13 protein-coding genes and 2 tRNA genes are annotated in these 15659 nt (G+C 71.7%); 8 read left to right on the top strand and 7 right to left on the bottom strand.

Annotated elements, in window-relative coordinates; translation table 11 throughout:
* The first annotated feature begins 15 nt into the window (after positions 1 to 15).
* From DTB53_RS19140 to DTB53_RS19125, 4 genes are all read left to right on the top strand, one after another.
* Positions 16 to 729, top strand: a complete 714-nt coding sequence (locus DTB53_RS19140) for a M50 family metallopeptidase (RefSeq protein WP_003966419.1) — start codon at positions 16 to 18, stop codon at positions 727 to 729.
* Positions 730 to 833: 104 nt separating this feature from the next.
* Positions 834 to 2186 carry a 3-phosphoshikimate 1-carboxyvinyltransferase gene (gene aroA / locus DTB53_RS19135; protein ID WP_012379114.1) on the top strand — a complete coding sequence of 451 codons (1353 nt, stop codon included), beginning with the start codon at positions 834 to 836 and terminating at the stop codon, positions 2184 to 2186.
* Positions 2187 to 2189: 3 nt separating this feature from the next.
* The gene (gene rsgA / locus DTB53_RS19130; protein ID WP_003966421.1) at positions 2190 to 3206 is read left to right on the top strand and encodes a ribosome small subunit-dependent GTPase A; all 1017 of its coding nucleotides are present in this window, start codon (positions 2190 to 2192) and stop codon (positions 3204 to 3206) included.
* A 157-nt stretch (positions 3207 to 3363) separates the two neighbouring features.
* The gene (locus DTB53_RS19125) at positions 3364 to 3687 is read left to right on the top strand and encodes a DMT family transporter (RefSeq protein ID WP_003966422.1); all 324 of its coding nucleotides are present in this window, start codon (positions 3364 to 3366) and stop codon (positions 3685 to 3687) included.
* Here the strand turns inward: DTB53_RS19125 and DTB53_RS19120 are convergent.
* Entirely contained in the window at positions 3644 to 4261 is a 618-nt protein-coding gene (locus DTB53_RS19120) for a TetR/AcrR family transcriptional regulator (RefSeq protein WP_012379115.1), read from the bottom strand. The genes DTB53_RS19125 and DTB53_RS19120 overlap by 44 nt on opposite strands.
* Before the next feature lie 123 nt (positions 4262 to 4384).
* Between DTB53_RS19120 and hisN the strand changes: the two genes are divergently transcribed.
* The gene (gene hisN, locus DTB53_RS19115; RefSeq protein ID WP_012379116.1) at positions 4385 to 5185 is read left to right on the top strand and encodes a histidinol-phosphatase; all 801 of its coding nucleotides are present in this window, start codon (positions 4385 to 4387) and stop codon (positions 5183 to 5185) included.
* 198 nt (positions 5186 to 5383) lie between these two features.
* Positions 5384 to 5782: a CBS domain-containing protein gene (locus tag DTB53_RS19110; RefSeq protein ID WP_012379117.1), complete on the top strand. Its 399-nt coding sequence runs from the start codon at positions 5384 to 5386 to the stop codon at positions 5780 to 5782.
* 91 nt (positions 5783 to 5873) lie between these two features.
* Here DTB53_RS19110 and DTB53_RS19105 read toward each other — a convergent pair whose 3' ends face one another.
* Positions 5874 to 7343, bottom strand: coding sequence for a catalase (locus DTB53_RS19105; protein WP_042496161.1), 1470 nt, complete (start codon positions 7341 to 7343; stop codon positions 5874 to 5876).
* 170 nt (positions 7344 to 7513) lie between these two features.
* Between DTB53_RS19105 and DTB53_RS19100 the strand changes: the two genes are divergently transcribed.
* The gene (locus DTB53_RS19100; protein WP_003966427.1) at positions 7514 to 7933 is read left to right on the top strand and encodes a Fur family transcriptional regulator; all 420 of its coding nucleotides are present in this window, start codon (positions 7514 to 7516) and stop codon (positions 7931 to 7933) included.
* Positions 7934 to 8036: 103 nt separating this feature from the next.
* Here DTB53_RS19100 and DTB53_RS19095 read toward each other — a convergent pair.
* The 4 genes from DTB53_RS19095 to DTB53_RS19080 form a co-directional block, all read right to left on the bottom strand.
* Positions 8037 to 8110: transfer RNA gene (locus tag DTB53_RS19095), tRNA-Met, on the bottom strand.
* A 74-nt stretch (positions 8111 to 8184) separates the two neighbouring features.
* A complete protein-coding gene (locus DTB53_RS19090; RefSeq protein ID WP_012379119.1) occupies positions 8185 to 10254 on the bottom strand; it encodes a tetratricopeptide repeat protein in 2070 nt (689 codons plus the stop codon).
* A 225-nt stretch (positions 10255 to 10479) separates the two neighbouring features.
* Positions 10480 to 10553, bottom strand: a tRNA-Met gene (locus DTB53_RS19085).
* 42 nt (positions 10554 to 10595) lie between these two features.
* Positions 10596 to 13613 carry a UPF0182 family protein gene (locus DTB53_RS19080; RefSeq protein ID WP_012379120.1) on the bottom strand — a complete coding sequence of 1006 codons (3018 nt, stop codon included), beginning with the start codon at positions 13611 to 13613 and terminating at the stop codon, positions 10596 to 10598.
* 126 nt (positions 13614 to 13739) lie between these two features.
* Here DTB53_RS19080 and DTB53_RS19075 point away from each other — a divergent pair, with 126 nt between their 5' ends.
* The gene (locus tag DTB53_RS19075) at positions 13740 to 14309 is read left to right on the top strand and encodes a PPA1309 family protein (RefSeq protein ID WP_012379121.1); all 570 of its coding nucleotides are present in this window, start codon (positions 13740 to 13742) and stop codon (positions 14307 to 14309) included.
* Between the two features lie 50 nt (positions 14310 to 14359).
* On the opposite strand, the gene DTB53_RS19070 is transcribed toward DTB53_RS19075, so the two are convergent.
* A complete protein-coding gene (locus DTB53_RS19070) occupies positions 14360 to 15475 on the bottom strand; it encodes a YlbL family protein (RefSeq protein ID WP_012379122.1) in 1116 nt (371 codons plus the stop codon).
* Between the last annotated feature and the right edge of the window lie 184 nt (positions 15476 to 15659).

Here is a 15659-nt window from a genome sequence, read left to right as displayed (position 1 = left end):
GGAGTCGCCCGGCCGATGAACAGCACCGAACTGGGCGATCTGTGGGATCGCGTGACCGGCACCCAGTCCGCTCCCGAGCAGTGGCTGGTGGTGGTGACGGCCACGCTCGCGCTGATCGCGGTCGTACCGAACCCGCTATGGCGCCTCGCCCGCAACACGATCACCATCGCGCACGAGGGCGGCCACGGCCTGGTGGCCCTGCTCACCGGACGGCAGCTCTCCGGCATCCGGCTGCACTCGGACACCAGCGGGCTGACCGTGAGCCGCGGCAAGCCGACGGGCATCGGCATGATCCTCACGGCGGCGGCCGGGTACACGGCCCCGTCGCTGCTGGGTCTGGGCGGCGCCTGGCTGCTCACGAACGGCCGGATCACGCTCCTGCTGTGGGTGGCCACGGCCCTGCTCGCGGTGATGCTGGTGATGATCCGCAATGTGTACGGGGCCCTCACCGTCATCCTGACCGGCACCACGTTCCTGCTGGTGTCCTGGCTGGCCTCCTCGGACGTGCAGTCGGCGTTCGCGTACGTGGTGGTGTGGTTCCTGCTGCTGGGCGGGGTGCGGCCGCCCTTCGAGCTCCAGTCCAAGCGGCGTTACGGGGGCGCCCCCGACTCGGACGCCGACCAGCTGGCCCGGCTGACCCACGCCCCGGCGGTGCTGTGGCTGTTCCTCTTCCACGCGGTGTCGCTGTCGTCGCTGATCGGCGGCGGGCGCTGGCTGCTGGGCTGGTGAGGGCGGGCCGGACCGCCGCCGCCCGCGCCGCTGACTGATTACGGGTGGGTTTCCGCCCCTTTGGCCAGGATCCGGGTCGGCGTGAACCCACTAAAGTGATGGCCATGACCGAGAGTTCCGTGCAGCCCGCCCTCTGGCCCGCCCCCCACGCGACCGGGGCCGTCGACGCGACCGTCACCGTGCCCGGCTCCAAATCGGTCACCAACCGCGCCCTCGTGCTGGCCTCGCTGGCCGCCGAGCCGGGCTGGCTGCGCCGCCCGCTGCGCTCCCGCGACACCCTGCTCATGGCCGACGCCCTGCGCGCCATGGGCGTCGGCATCGAGGAGACCGTCTCCTCCTCGTCCGCCTCCAGCCCGTCCGCGGCGGCCTCCCCGGACAGCTCGGGCGAGGCCTGGCGGGTCATCCCGGCGGGGCTGCACGGCCCGGCCGCGGTCGACGTCGGCAACGCCGGCACGGTCATGCGCTTCCTGCCGCCCGTCGCCACGCTCGCCGACGGTCCGGTCCGCTTCGACGGCGACCCCCGCTCCTACGAGCGCCCGCTGACCGGCGTCATCGAGGGGCTGCGGGCCCTGGGCGCACGGATCGACGACGACGGACGCGGGGCGCTGCCGCTGACCGTGCACGGCGGCGGGGCGCTGGAGGGCGGCCCGGTCTCGATCGACGCCTCGTCGTCCTCGCAGTTCGTCTCGGCGCTGCTGCTGTCGGCGCCGCGCTTCAACCAGGGTGTGGAGGTCCGGCACACCGGGGCCGTGCTCCCCTCCATGCCGCACATCCGGATGACCGTCGACATGCTGCGGGCCGTCGGCGCGCAGGTGGACGAGCCGGAGACGGGCGGTGAGCCCAACGTCTGGCGGGTCTCCCCCTCCGCGCTGCTGGGCCGGGACCTGACGATCGAGCCGGACCTCTCCAACGCCCAGCCGTTCCTGGCCGCCGCCCTGGTGACCGGCGGGCGGGTGACGATCCCCGACTGGCCCGAGCGCACCACCCAGCCGGGCGACGCGCTGCGCGAGATCTTCACCGCGATGGGCGGCTCCTGCGAGCTGACCGAGCACGGGCTGACCTTCACCGGCACGGGCCGGATCCACGGCATCGACGTGGACCTCGGCGAGGTCGGCGAGCTGACCCCGGGCATCGCGGCGGTCGCGGCGCTGGCGGACTCCCCCTCCACGCTGAGCGGCGTCGCCCATCTGCGACTGCACGAGACGGACCGGCTGGCCGCGCTGACCAAGGAGATCAACGAACTGGGCGGCGACGTCACCGAGACGGCCGACGGGCTGCACATCCGCCCGCGCCCGCTGCACGGCGGCGTCTTCCACACGTACGACGACCACCGCATGGCCACCGCCGGGGCGGTCATCGGCCTGGCGGTGAAGGGCGTGGAGATCGAGAACGTGGGCACGACCGCCAAGACCCTGCCGGACTTCCCGGACATGTGGACCGGAATGCTCGGGGCCTAGGGCATGCGCCGCTACGGGAAGAACCCCGACGAGGACGACATCCGCGTCCGCCCCAACCGCAAGGGCAACCGGCCGCGTACGCACATCCGGCCCAAGCACGAGGACGCCGAGGACGGCATGGTCCTCACCGTCGACCGGGGCCGGCTCACCTGCCTGGTCGAGGGCCGGACCGTGGTGGCGATGAAGGCCCGCGAGCTGGGCCGCAAGGCCGCCGTGGTGGGCGACACCGTCTCCATCGTCGGCGACCTCTCCGGCGAGAAGGACACCCTGGCCCGGATCGTGCGGATCTCCCCGCGCCGCACGGTGCTGCGGCGCACGGCCGACGACGACGATCCGTACGAGCGGGTGGTCGTCGCCAACGCGGACCAGCTGGCGATCGTCACCGCGCTGGCCGATCCGGAGCCCCGCCCGCGCATGATCGACCGCTGTCTGGTGGCGGCGTACGACGGCGGTCTCACCCCACTCCTGGTGCTGACCAAGTCCGACCTCGCGTCCCCCGACAAGCTGCTGGAGGCGTACACCCCGCTCGGCGTCCCGTACATCGTGACCAGCCGTGAGGAGCTGGAGAACGGGGACGCGGCGGAGCGGGTGCGCGAGCTGCTGGAGGGCAAGGTCACCGCCTTCGTCGGGCACTCCGGGGTCGGCAAGACGACGCTGGTCAACGCCCTGGTGCCGGAGGACCGGCGGCGGACCACCGGCGATGTCAACGCGGTCACCGGCCGGGGGCGGCACACCACCACCTCGGCCCTCGCGCTGCCGCTGCCCGGCGACCGGGGCTGGGTGGTCGACACCCCGGGCGTCCGCTCCTTCGGGCTGCACCACGTCGACCCCTCCCGGGTCATCCACGCCTTCCCCGACCTGGAGCCGGGCACGGAGAACTGCCCGCGCGGCTGCACCCACGACGCGAACCAGCCGGAGTGCGCGCTGGACGCCTGGGTGGCGGAGGGGCACGCCGACCCCGCGCGCCTGGACTCCCTGCGCCGGCTGCTCGCGACCCGGGAACGGCGCGAGGGCGACTGACGGTCCGTCCGGCCGGATTCGATCGGGGTGGCCCGGGCATGTTTGCGAGCTTCAACGACCGGTAAGGGCATAATCGCACCGAGTGATCGGTGCGCCGTGCCGTCCACCGGGCAGGTTCCCGAACCGAAGCCGTCACCTACGCGGGAGGCAACCGACGATGCCCTGGCTGCTGGTCGTGGTCGCAGGACTGCTGGAGACCGGCTTCGCCGTGTGTCTGAAGCTCTCCCACGGATTCACCCGGCTCTGGCCGACGATCGCGTTCGCCGCGTTCGCGCTGGGCAGTTTCGGTCTGCTGACCCTGGCGCTGAAGAAGCTCGACGTCGGTCCGGCGTACGCGGTGTGGACCGGGATCGGGGCGGCCGGGACGGCGATCTACGGCATGGTCTTCCTCGATGACGTGGTCTCCACGCTGAAGCTGGTGTCGATCTCGCTGGTGATCATCGGGGTGATCGGCCTCCAGCTGTCCGGCTCGGCCCACTGAGACCCGCCGGAACCGCCGCCCGCGTCCCTGCCCGTACGAGCCCGAGCGCCCGGCTGTCCGCCGCGTCGTCGCCCGGCACCGGAACGACCACACAGGACAGCGCGAGCCGTAGGGCGATCTCGCACCCGCCGGCGGCGACCCCGGGCGACACCGCCGCCATCCGGTCCCGCACGAGCGCGAGCAGTTCCTCGGGGGCCGGCGGTGGCCGCCCGCCGTCGCGCCCCCGCGGTCCGGGCCGGGGTTCCGGGCGGGGCAGCCCCTCCGCCCAGTGCCCCGTGAGCAGCGCCTTGACCAGCACGTCCTGCCGGGCGGCCCGCACGGTCCAGAGCGCGACGGCGGCCGGACGGTCGGGGGCGGGGGCGGTCAGGGCGCGGTCCACTCCGGCGAGATAGCCGTCGGCGGCCCGTCGCAACAGGGCCCCGGCCAGCCCGCGCTTGGTGCCGAACTCGTTGTAGAGGGTCTGCCGCGAGACGCCGGCGAGGGCCGCGACGTCAACCATGCGCACCGCGCGCCAGGGTTCCTCGTCCAGCGCCCTGAGGGCGGCGTCCAGCAGTGCCTGCCGCGCTGTCGGCATCGTCGCCTCCCCGCCCCGGGACCCTGCGGTTCAGAGTTGACGCGCTCCCGGGAGCTGTCAAGGGTCGCGGCCCGCGCGGGGGCGCTGTAGCCCGCCCCCGACGGCGCTGGATACTGTGACGCCATGCCCGACTACCACGATGATCTGCGCCTGGCCCATGTACTGGCGGACGCCGCCGACGCGGCGACGATGGACCGGTTCAAGGCTCTCGACCTGAAGGTGGAGACCAAGCCGGACATGACGCCGGTGAGCGAGGCCGACAAGGCCGCCGAGGAGCTGATCCGGGGCCACCTGCACCGGGCCCGCCCGAGGGACGCGATCCTGGGCGAGGAGTACGGGATCGAGGGCAGCGGACCGCGGCGCTGGGTGATCGACCCGATCGACGGCACCAAGAACTATGTGCGCGGTGTGCCGGTGTGGGCCACGCTGATCGCGCTGATGGAGGCCGGGGAGGACGGCTTCCAGCCGGTGATGGGCGTGGTCTCGGCGCCCGCGCTGAACCGGCGCTGGTGGGCGGCGAAGGGCGCGGGCGCGTTCACCGGCCGCAGCCTCACCTCCGCGACCCGGATGAACGTGTCGGAGGTGGGGCGGGTCGCCGACGCCTCGTTCGCGTTCTCCTCGCTGTCCGGCTGGGAGGCGCAGGGCCGCCTCGACGGCCTCCTGGACCTCACCCGGGCCTGTTGGCGGACGCGGGGGTACGGGGACTTCTGGCCGTACATGATGGTCGCGGAGGGTTCCGTGGACATCTGCGCGGAGCCGGAGCTCTCGCTGTGGGACATGGCGGCGACCGCGATCATCGTGCAGGAGGCGGGGGGCCGGTTCACCTCGCTGGACGGGGTCGACGGTCCGGGCGGCGGGAACGCGGCGGCCTCCAACGGGCCGCTCCACGACGAACTGCTGGGCTACCTGAACCAGCGGTACTGACCGCCGCTTCCGGGCCCGTCCGCAACCGCACGGTCCGCGCGGCGCGCCGGGGGCGCGTTGTGTGCTTTTCGGGCGCCCTCCCCGCGCTTCGTCCACCCCTTGTCGGCCCGCTCCGAGGGTGCGACTCTGAGAGTCCCCCCACTTGTGAACTTGTGAATCGACTCACGGAGTCGGCTCGCCGAGGAGGTGGCTCGTTTCATGCTCGTCCGTGACGCCATGAGCACGGTGGTCCTCACCATCGGCCCCACCCACACGCTCCGCCAGGCGGCCCGGCTGATGTCGGCCCGCCGCATCGGGGCAGCCGTCGTCCATGATCCGGACACCTGCGGGCTCGGCATCATCACCGAGCGCGACATCCTCGACGCGGTCGGATCGGGGCTGGACCCCGATCGGGAGACCGCGTCCGCCCACACCACCACCGACGTGGTGTTCGCCGCCCCGGCCTGGACCCTTCAGGAGGCCGCGGAAGCCATGACGCACGGCGGGTTCCGGCATCTGATCGTGCTGGACAGCGACGGCCCGGTGGGCATCGTGTCGGTGCGCGACATCATCCGCTGCTGGGCGCCCGCCCGGCGTACGTTCGCGGCCGCCGGCTGACCGCCCGGCCGTCGCGCGGCCGGCGCCGGAACGACCGGTGGGCCGGACCCCCGCGAGGGGATCCGGCCCACGGCCGACGGCAGGCGTCCGGTCAGCCGCGAAGGGCCTGGACCGCGGCTTCCAGCCGCTTGCCGAAGTCGCCGTCCGCCTGGCGGAAGTTGTTGATCGCGCGCTCGGCGATGTCGTCGCGCGAGACCTTGGCGATGAACCCGGCGAGGTTCTCGATCAGCCGGACCTTCTCGTCCTCGGAGAACAGCCGGTAGAGGTCGCCCGCCTGGACGAAGTCGCTGTCCTCGGCATGGGCGGGGGCCTCGGTGTTGCCGGTCGCCCCGGTGACCGGGAGCGGCTGCCACAGCGGGCGGTCCGTCTGGAACGGGCCGCCGAAGCTGTTCGGCTCGTAGTTCTTGGCGCCCTCGTGACGGCCGTCGTAGAGGAAGCCGTCCCGGCTGTTGGTCCGCGCCTCGGTCGCGTGCGGGCGGTTCACCGGCAGGTGGTCGGCGTTGATGCCGACGCGGTAGCGGTGGGCGTCGCCGTAGGCGAAGAGGCGGCCCTGGAGCATCTTGTCCGGGGACGGGCCGATGCCCGGCACGAAGTGCGCGGGGCTGAAGATCGACTGCTCGACCTCGGCGAAGACGTTCCGCGGATTGCGGTTGAGCTCCAGCTTGCCGATCTCGATCGGCGGGTAGTCCGCGTGCGGCCACACCTTGGTGAGGTCGAACGGGTTGAAGCGGTACGTCGCCGCGTCCGCCGCGGGCATGATCTGGACCTGCACCGTCCAGGACGGGAAGTCACCGCGCTCGATCGACTCGCGCAGATCGCGCTGGTGGCTGTCGGGGTCCTCACCGGCGAGCTTGTCGGCCTCCGCCTGGGTGAGGTTCCTGATGCCCTGGTCGGTCTTGAAGTGGTACTTGACCCAGAAGACCTCGCCGGCCTCGTTGTTCCACTGGTAGGTGTGCGAGCCGTACCCGTTCATGTGGCGCAGCGTGGCCGGGATGCCGCGGTCGCCGAAGAGCCAGGTGACCTGGTGCGTCGACTCGGGCGACAGCCCCCAGAAGTCCCAGACGTTGTCCGCCTCCTGCGAGCCGGTGTACGGGTCGCGCTTCTGGGTGTGGATGAAGTCGGGGAACTTGATGGCGTCCTTGATGAAGAACACCGGGGTGTTGTTGCCGACGAGGTCGTAGTTGCCCTCTTCGGTGTAGAACTTCAGCGCGAAGCCGCGGGGGTCGCGCACGGCGTCGGCGGAGCCGAGGTTGCCGGCGACGGTGGAGAAGCGCAGGAAGGTCTCGGTCTGCTTGCCGACCTCGGAGAGGAACGTCGCCCGGGTCCACCGCGAGACGTCGCGGGTCAGCGTGAAGGTGCCGTACGCACCGGCGCCGCGGGCGTGCACGACCCGCTCCGGGATGCGCTCGCGGTTGAAGTGGGCGAGCTTCTCCAGCAGCGCCTGGTCCTGGACCAGAACCGGTCCGCCGACGCCGGCGGTCTCGCTGTTCTGGTTGTCGGCCACCGGCGCGCCGGCCTCCGTGGTGAGCGGTCCCTGCGTCACGTGCGCCTCCTGCGTCATGTCCTGCACTTCCGAGATCGGCCGGCCTCGATCGCCGGTCCGATGTTCCGCACAGCCTGTCCCTTGGCGTATGCCGGTCCCGATCCTACAATGGACATTGTCTAAGTCAAACAAACATCCAAAGTCACACCCGATCGGGACTCGGTTCCCCCACTGTTAGGCTGGGCTGCATGAGCGACCTGCTGGAGAGACTTCGTGGACGCGGCTGGCGCATGACGGCGCAGCGGCGTGTCGTGGCCGAGGTCCTCGACGGGGACCATGTGCACCTGACGGCGGACGAGGTCCACGCGAGGGCCGTTTCCCGGCTGCCCGAGATCTCGCGCGCCACCGTCTACAACACCCTCGGCGAGATGGTGTCCCTCGGCGAGGTGCTGGAGGTCTCCACCGACCGCCGGGCCAAGCGCTACGACCCGAACGCGCACCAGCCGCACCACCACCTGGTGTGCGCCGTGTGCGGAGCCATCAAGGACGTGCACCCCGCGGGCAACCCGCTCGCGGACCTGCCGGCGGACGAGCGCTACGGCTTCACGGTCTCGGGTGTCGAGGTGACGTACCGCGGCGTCTGCCCGAACTGCGCCGCCACCGCCTGACCCGGAAGCCGCGCCCGCCTCCGGGCGGGCCCGGCTTCCGGGTGGCCATCCCCGGACATGACGAAGGCCCGGATCCTGATGGATCCGGGCCTTCGTCTTTCAGTAGCGGGGACAGGATTTGAACCTGCGACCTCTGGGTTATGAGCCCAGCGAGCTACCGAGCTGCTCCACCCCGCGTCGGTGAACGCAACATTACGTCAGCGGGTCGGGCGGCGCAAATTCGTTCAGGCCGGCCCGGGGGCACGACAGGGTTACGCGGTCAGCTCCTGGTGCAGCGCCTCCCGCAGCCGCGCGGCCCGTTCGGCCACCTCGGCCGGGCCGAGCTCCACCGCCCGCGCGCACCAGCGCTGCCCCTCGGTGAGCTCGCCCCGACGGGCGGCGAGGAGCGCCAGGCGCAGCGCCGCACGGCCGTGCCCGGCGGCGGCCGCCCGGGTCCACCACAGGGCGGCCTCGCGCTCACTGCCCTCACGGGCCAGCAGCAGCCCGAGGTTGAAGGCCCCGTTGCGGCTGCCCGCCTCGGCGGCCTCCCGGTACCAGTGGGCGGCGCTCTCCACGTCCCCGCGGGCGGCGGCGAGCATGCCGACCCGGACCTGGGCGCGGCGGTGCCCCTGCTGGGCGGCCCGCTCGTACCACTCCTCGCACTCGGTCTTCTCCGGCATCGCCTCGCCCAGCGCCGGCGGGCCCGGCGGCGGCTGGCGCGCGTCCAGCACCCCGGCCAGCCGGAACGCGGCCTCGGCGCTGCCGCCGCCCGCGGCGCAGCGCAGGTGCCGCTCGGCCTCCCGGTCCTCGCCGTCGCGCAGCAGGGCCATGGCGACCTGGAGCGCGGCGTCGGTGTGCCCGGCCGCCGCGGCGCGCTCGTACCAGCCGAGCGCCGTACGGTCCTCGTCGCGCCCGGCGTGCAGGATGCCGAGGTTGAAGGCCGCGTCGACGCTGCCGGCCTCGGCCGCCTTGGAGAACCAGGGCTCGGCCCCGGTGTGGTCGCCCGCCTGCAGGAGCAGGACCGCGAGCGCGTTGGCGGCCTCGCGGTGTCCGGCGTACGCGGCGCGGCGGTACCACTGCTCCGCCTGCGGGGTGCGGTCCTGGGCGGCACAGAGCAGCCCCAGGTTGTACGCCCCGTTGACGTCGCCCGCGTCCATGGCGGCCCGGTACCAGCGCTCGGCGGTCTGCGGCTCACCGCGTGCGGCGTGCAGCGCGCCGAGCGCGTTGGCGGCGTTGCCGTCACCGTCCTGGGCGGCGCGCAGCCACCACACGGCGGCGCTCTCCTCGTCGCCCGCGTCGCGCAGCAGGAAGCCCAGCGCGCAGGCGGCGCGCGGCTCGCCGTCCTTGGCGGCGGTGAGGTACCAGCGTCCGGCCTCCTTCAGCTCGCCGCGCTGCTCCAGGATCGCGCCGAGGTGCAGGGCGGCGCGCCGGTGGCCCCGGGCGGCGGCCTGGCGGTACCACTGCTCGGCCTCGCCGACCCGGCCGGTGGCGGGGCCGGCCACAGGGCTGTCGCCGTCGGCCGCGCTCCGGGCGCCCGCGGGGCCCGTCGGCCGTCCGCCGGCGGGTACGGGCGGGCCGCCGGGGAGGCCGAGGCGCGTTCCGGTTCGCCCGGAAGCGCCGCCCCGGCCCAGGCCGAAGGCCTCGTGCGGGTCCTCGACGGCCTTCCGCTCCAGAGCTCGGGCCAGCCGGTAGGCGGCCTCGCGGTGTCCCTGTTCGGCGGCGGCGCGCAGCCAGCGCTCCGCGCCGACGTCGCCGCGGTGCTCCAGCAGGTCGGCCAGCGCGTACGCGCCCAGCGCGTGGCCCTGCTCGGCGGACTGGCGCAGCCAGTACTCCGCGCCGGGTTCGTCGCCCCGCTCGCGGAAGTGCCGGCCGAGCGCGTGCGCGGCGGCGGCGGATCCGGCCACGGCGGCGATGCGCCACCATCCCGCGGCCTCGTCCGGGTAGCCGCGCTGGTGCAGCAGGACGCCCAGGTTGTTCGCGGCGGCGCGGTCCCCGTCGGCGGTGGCGGCGCGCAGGTACTTCTCGGCGCCGTCCAGATCGCCGCGGCGCAGCAGCAGCGCGCCCAGGACGCTCATGGACGCGGTGTCCCCCGCGTCGGCGGCGCGCCGGTGGCGCGCCTCGCTCTCGGCGCTGTCCGCGGCGTCGACCGCGTCCGTGGTGTCCTCGTCGGCAGCGGTCGCGGTGGAACTCGCGTCGACGGCGCCGGTCCGCTGGACCGGCGCGCCCGCTCCGGCGATGGCAGCAGCGAAAGCCGCGTCTACCGCGCTTTCCCCATCTTGGCCGCGCTGCTGCACAAACCGCCCTGTCTCCAACAGAGTTGCCCTGTCCCCCATAAATACCATCGTCGCACCACCTGTAACCCGCGTACACCTGGTATATCGCGGCCAGTGAGGTCACTACAGCGTTTTGTCGACATGCCCACAGGGAGACAAGTCAAACACGCCCGGATGCAACTGGTGCCCAGCGAAACGCACTTCACGCCCACGGATGGGGACCGACACGGCCCGGGCGCGGAACGGGCACGACGAAGGCCCGGATCCATCAGGATCCGGGCCTTCGTCTTTCAGTAGCGGGGACAGGATTTGAACCTGCGACCTCTGGGTTATGAGCCCAGCGAGCTACCGAGCTGCTCCACCCCGCGTCGTTGTGTTCAAACCGTACCACGACGCGGGGTGGAGTCTTCTCAGCTGCCCTGGTCGGAGCCCTTCTCGGCCCCGCCGGCCGTATCCGGCTCTCTCGCCGGATCCGTCCCGGCCGCGCTGGCGGGCTCGGCCGAGCTGTCCGGCTCGGCGCCGGCCGCCGGCTTCTCGGCGCCGTCGGCCTTGTCCCCCTCGCCGCCCTGCTTGGGCTGCGCGGCGGCGGCTCGCTCCAGAGCGTCCTGAAGGGCCTCCTGGGCCTTGCCGTAGGCCGGCCAGTCCTGCTCCTGCAGCGCCTTCTCACCGTCGGAGTACGCCTTCTGGGCGTCCGCGATGGCCTTCTTGAGCGCCGCGCTGCCGGTGGCCGGGGGCTCATCGGTCTCGCCCGGCGGCTCATCGGGATCGGGCGGTGTCGTGGTCCCGCCGTCCTCGACCCCGAAGACGGCGTTGAGCGCCTCCCCGAGGCTGTTCTCGAAGACGATCTTCGAACCGTACGAGGCGGCCACCTTGCGCAGCAGCGGGTAGTTCTGGTTGCCACCGCGCGTGTAGACCGGCTCGATGTAGAGGAACCCGCCCTCCAGCGGAACCGTCAGCAGGTTCCCGTACTCGATGTCCGAGTCGGTGCCCTTGAGGTTCCTCACGAACTCGGCGACGTCGTCGTTGCCGTTGAGCTCACTCTGTACCTGGCCCGGGCCCTTCACCGTGGAGGTGACCCGCAGCAGCCGCATCTCGCCGTAGTCCTTGCTGGCCGCGTCCGCGTTCACCGCCATGAAGGCACCCAGGTTGGGGCGCCCTCGGGGAGTGAACGTGGTGGTCAGTGAGAACTGCTGCTCGTCCTGGCCCGGCATCTTCATGCTCAGGTAGTACGGCGGGACGGAGCCGGGCTCCTTGTTGGTCGGGTCGTCCGGCACCTGCCACGCGTCACTGCCGCTGTAGAACTGGGCGGGGTCCTCGACGTGGTAGCGGGTGAGCAGCTCGCGCTGGACCTTGAAGAGGTCCTGCGGATAGCGCAGGTGGTCCATGAGCTCCTGCGGGATCTCCCCACGCGGCTCGACCGTCCCCGGGAACGCCTTGCGCCAGGTCTTGAGGACCGGGTCCTTGGTGTCCCACTCGTAGAGCTTGACCTTGCCGTCGTAGGCGTCGACGGTGGCCTTCACCGAGTTGCGGATGTAGTTGACCTGGTTCTGCTGGGCGACGACCGCGCGCTGGTTGGTGGTCAGCGAGTCGGCCGTGGTGTCGCCGAGCGTGGTCCGGGACGCGTACGGATAGCCGTTGCTCGTGGTGTAGGCGTCGACGATCCACTGGATCCGGCCGTCGACGACCGCCGGGTAGGCGTCGCCGTCGATGGTCAGCCACGGGGCGACCGCCTCGACGCGCTCCTTGGGCGTGCGGTTGTAGAGGATCCGCGAGCCCTCACCGATGGCTCCGGAGTACATGATCTGCGGCTCGCTGAAGGAGACCGCGTACGCGGCGCGGTTGAACGTGTTGGAGAGACTGACCCCGCTGTCGCCCTTGTAGCTGGTGGTCTTCTCGCCGTCCTCCTCGTAGTCGAGCTCCTTCTGGGGCCCGCCGACGATGGAGTACTGCTCGGTCTTCTCGCCGTAGTAGATCCGCTGCTCGTACTTGCCGAACTCACCGGTGGAGGGCAGCCCCGACTCGGTGAAGTCCGGGGAACCCGTCGGGTTGGTCCCGGTGGTCGTGCCCCGGGCCGCGATGGCGCCGTAGCCGTGGGTGTACGTGAAGTGGTCGTTGATCCAGTTCCGCTTGGGCAGGCCCTGAATGTTCAGCTCACGCAGACCGATGACGGTGTCCTGCTCCTTGCCGTCCTTGTCCTTGTAGCGGTCGACGTCCAGCGTCTTGGGGAACTGGTAGTAGTTCCTCCGCTGCTGGAGCTGCTGGAAGGCCGGGGAGACGACGTTGGGGTCCATCACCCGGTAGCTGGCGGCCGTGTTGGCCGCGGCCCGCAGCTTGCTGTCGTCCTCCGTCGTCGCCTGGCCCTCGTAGTCGTCCACCGTGGCGTCATCGATGTCGTACGCGTCGCGCGTGGCATTGATGTTCTTCTTGATGAACTCCGCTTCCTTGGCCTGCTCGTTCGGCTGGACCTGGAACTTCTGCACGATCGCCGGGTAGAGGCCGCCGATCAGGATCGCCGAGAGCACCATCAGGCCGAAGCCGATGACCGGGAGCTGCCAGGTGCGGCGCCACAGCGTCGCGAAGAACAGCACGGCGCAGATGGCCGCGATGCAGAACAGGATGGTCTTCGCCGGGAGGTAGGCGTTGGCGTCGACGTACCGCAGGCCCGTCCAGTTGTCCGCAGCCTTGAAGTCACTGGACTTCACCGCCAGCCCGTACCGGTCGAGCCAGTACGCCACGGCCTTCAGGGAGACGAAGATGCCCAGCAGCACCGAGAGGTGACCGGTGGCCGCCCCGGTGGCACGGGCGCCGGGGCTGGTGATGCGCAGCCCGCCGTACAGATAGTGGGTCAGCGCGGCGGCGACCAGCGACAGCACGGTGGCCGCGAAGCCGAAGCCCAGCAGGAAGCGGTACCACGGCAGGTCGAAGGCGAAGAAGGCGACGTCCAGCTGGAACTGGGGGTCCTTCTGGCCGAACGGCACGCCGTTGACGTACAGCAGCCACGTGCGCCACTGGCCGGAGGCGGAAGCTCCGCCGATCAGCGCGACGAGCGCCGTGACGGCGAGCAGCACCCACTTCTTGTAGGGGGCGATGCTCATCCGGTAGCGGTCCAGGCTCTGCTGCTCCAGCGACATCGCGCTCAGCGGCGGCCTGAGCCGGTGCGCGAGCCAGATGTTCACACCGATGGCGATCGCCATCAGCAGTCCGAAGACGAGGAACAGCCCGATCTTGGTCCACAGGGTGGTGGTGAAGACGGATGAATACGCGACCGACCGGTACCAGAGCCAGTCCGTCCAGAACCCGGCGAACATGACGAAGGCCATGGCGAGAACCGCCAGGACGCCCAATGTCATGAGCAGGGTACGGGCGCGCCGGGACGGGCGGCCGACTCTGATCCGTGGCCCGGTCGGGCCTCCGCCGCGGTCCGGCATCTGGAAAGCCAACGTGCGCACCTCGTAGTTCGCGGTCGTGTGGACGGGCCCAGCGATCCTAGGGCCCACCTATGCAACTTACTGAGGCTTTACCTAGTTCCCGTTCCCGGGGCGGAAGGAGGCAGGATGTTGCCCATGCCCAACGTTTCCCCCGCAGGACCCCCGATGGCAGCGAGTCCGCTCACCGTCGCCGTCCTCGAAATCGACGCCTACGCCTCCAACCTCGGCTGGGACCAGCCCGCCCGGCTGTTCGCCCTGGTCGACACCGCGCAGCTGCGGGTCCAGGAGCCCTCTCTCGCCGCTCAGCTGGGTCTTGAGGACCCCGGTTCGTCCGTCGCCGCGCTCACCCCGATCGAGCAGGACGAGCTTCCCCCGGGCACGGCTCTCGACGACTTCCTCGGCACCATCGCCTGGCCCGACGCCGTGGTCGGCTGCGCCATGACGGTGGAGCGGCTGATGCTGCCGCCGTCCGCCGAGGCCTCCGTGCCCGACGGTCTGAGCGACAAGCAGCTGACCCAGTGGGTCGCCAAGCACCCCGACCGGCAGGAGGTGCGGATGACCGTGGCCGTCCTGCGCGACGGGGCCCGCGAGTCCGCCGTACGGCTGCGCGAGAAGGACTCCCCCACCGAGGTGCTGACCGGCGCCGGTCTGGTGCCCGGCCTCGCCGAGGCGCTCGCGGCGACGTTCGAGTCCTGACCGGGCCGCCGCCCGGGGCCGCGTCGTGCGGCTCCCGGGCGGCGCGGCCGTCAGCCGGTCGAGCAGCTCGGCAGACCGGCGGTCTTCCCCGTGCGGATCTGCTCCATCGACTTCGTGGCGTCCTCGATGGTCTTGACCCGCACGAGGGTCAGCCCGTCCGGCGTGTCCGCGGCGGCCGACGCGCAGTTGTCGTCGGGCGTGAGGAAGTAGCGGGCGCCGGCGTTCCGGGCGCCGACCAGCTTCATGGTGATGCCGCCGATCGGGCCGACCGTGCCCGCGTCGTCGATGGTGCCGGTGCCCGCGACGAACTTGCCGCCGGTCAGGTCGCCCGGGGTGAGCTTGTCGATGATCCCGAGGGAGAACATCAGTCCGGCGCTCGGCCCGCCGACGTCCGCGAGCTTGATGTCGATCTCGAACGGGAACGTGTGGTCCGTCCCGGCCCTGATCCCGACGATCGCCCGGTCCTTGCCGCCCTCCTCGCCGTCGCCCTCGGCGGCGGGAGCCTTGGCGGTCCTGATGGTGATCTCCTCGCCGCCCTCGGGGGCCCGCCCGGCCTTCTCGGCCGCGGCGGCGGTCTTCGCCGGGATGATGGTGAAGGTGACGTCCTCGCCCGGCTGGTGCTTGGTGACGAGCTTCGCGACGTCGCCGGGCTCCTTGACCGCGGTACCGTCGACGGCCTTGATCACGTCGCCCGCGTGCAGCTTGTCCTCGGCGGGGCTGCCCTTGACCACCGTGGAGACCACGACCTGAGTGGCGACCGGGATGTCCAGCTCCTTGAGGGCGGCCACCTTGGCGCTCTCCTGGGACTGGCTGAACTCCTCGGCGTTCTCCTGGGTGGACTGCTCCTCGGTCTTGCCGTCCGGGTAGAGCGTGTCGTGCGGCACCACGACGCTGTCGTGGGCCAGCCAGCCGTAGACGGCCTCGAAGATGTTCATCCGGTAGTCCGCCCCGGTGACGCGGACCGTCGTCATGTTGAGGTGCCCGGACGCCGGGTAGGTCTTGCGGCCGGAGATCTGCAGGACGGGTTCGCCCCGTGCGTCGCCCAGCGTGTTCACCGTCGGTCCGGGGGACATCTCGGAGTACGGCACTTTGATCAGCACGCCTGCGCAGAGCAGCGCGATGAGGACGAGGGCGGAGGCGAGCATCGTCGCGGTGCTGCGTGGCATGGAACGACAGTACGGGAAGGGCCTGTCAGTGCACCGCCGGGGCCGGTCCGTACGAGGGGACCGGAACGCGGCGGAGTGGGGTCACGCGGCGTGCGTCGGTCCTCAGAGAGCCCCGGAACCGGAGTGCGACTTCTCCATCGCGTCACGGAACCTGGCGTAGCCGGCGAGTTCGGTGACATCGCCG

The sequence above is a fragment of the Streptomyces griseus genome, assembly GCF_900460065.1.
Classification (GTDB): domain Bacteria; phylum Actinomycetota; class Actinomycetes; order Streptomycetales; family Streptomycetaceae; genus Streptomyces; species Streptomyces griseus.
The sequence above is the reverse complement of the archived record's forward strand: the minus strand, read 5'-3'. Positions and strand labels throughout refer to the sequence as shown.

Excerpts from the sequence above, each read along its gene's own strand:
- DTB53_RS19140 (WP_003966419.1), top strand. The coding sequence starts at position 16 with ATGAACAGCACCGAACTGGGCGATCTGTGGGATCGCGTGACCGGCACC.
- aroA (WP_012379114.1), top strand. The coding sequence starts at position 834 with ATGACCGAGAGTTCCGTGCAGCCCGCCCTCTGGCCCGCCCCCCACGCG.
- rsgA (WP_003966421.1), top strand. The coding sequence starts at position 2,190 with ATGCGCCGCTACGGGAAGAACCCCGACGAGGACGACATCCGCGTCCGC.
- DTB53_RS19125 (WP_003966422.1), top strand. The coding sequence starts at position 3,364 with ATGCCCTGGCTGCTGGTCGTGGTCGCAGGACTGCTGGAGACCGGCTTC.
- DTB53_RS19120 (WP_012379115.1), bottom strand. The coding sequence starts at position 4,261 with ATGCCGACAGCGCGGCAGGCACTGCTGGACGCCGCCCTCAGGGCGCTG.
- hisN (WP_012379116.1), top strand. The coding sequence starts at position 4,385 with ATGCCCGACTACCACGATGATCTGCGCCTGGCCCATGTACTGGCGGAC.
- DTB53_RS19110 (WP_012379117.1), top strand. The coding sequence starts at position 5,384 with ATGCTCGTCCGTGACGCCATGAGCACGGTGGTCCTCACCATCGGCCCC.
- DTB53_RS19105 (WP_042496161.1), bottom strand. The coding sequence starts at position 7,343 with ATGACGCAGGAGGCGCACGTGACGCAGGGACCGCTCACCACGGAGGCC.
- DTB53_RS19100 (WP_003966427.1), top strand. The coding sequence starts at position 7,514 with ATGAGCGACCTGCTGGAGAGACTTCGTGGACGCGGCTGGCGCATGACG.
- DTB53_RS19090 (WP_012379119.1), bottom strand. The coding sequence starts at position 10,254 with ATGGTATTTATGGGGGACAGGGCAACTCTGTTGGAGACAGGGCGGTTT.
- DTB53_RS19080 (WP_012379120.1), bottom strand. The coding sequence starts at position 13,613 with ATGCCGGACCGCGGCGGAGGCCCGACCGGGCCACGGATCAGAGTCGGC.
- DTB53_RS19075 (WP_012379121.1), top strand. The coding sequence starts at position 13,740 with ATGTTGCCCATGCCCAACGTTTCCCCCGCAGGACCCCCGATGGCAGCG.
- DTB53_RS19070 (WP_012379122.1), bottom strand. The coding sequence starts at position 15,475 with ATGCCACGCAGCACCGCGACGATGCTCGCCTCCGCCCTCGTCCTCATC.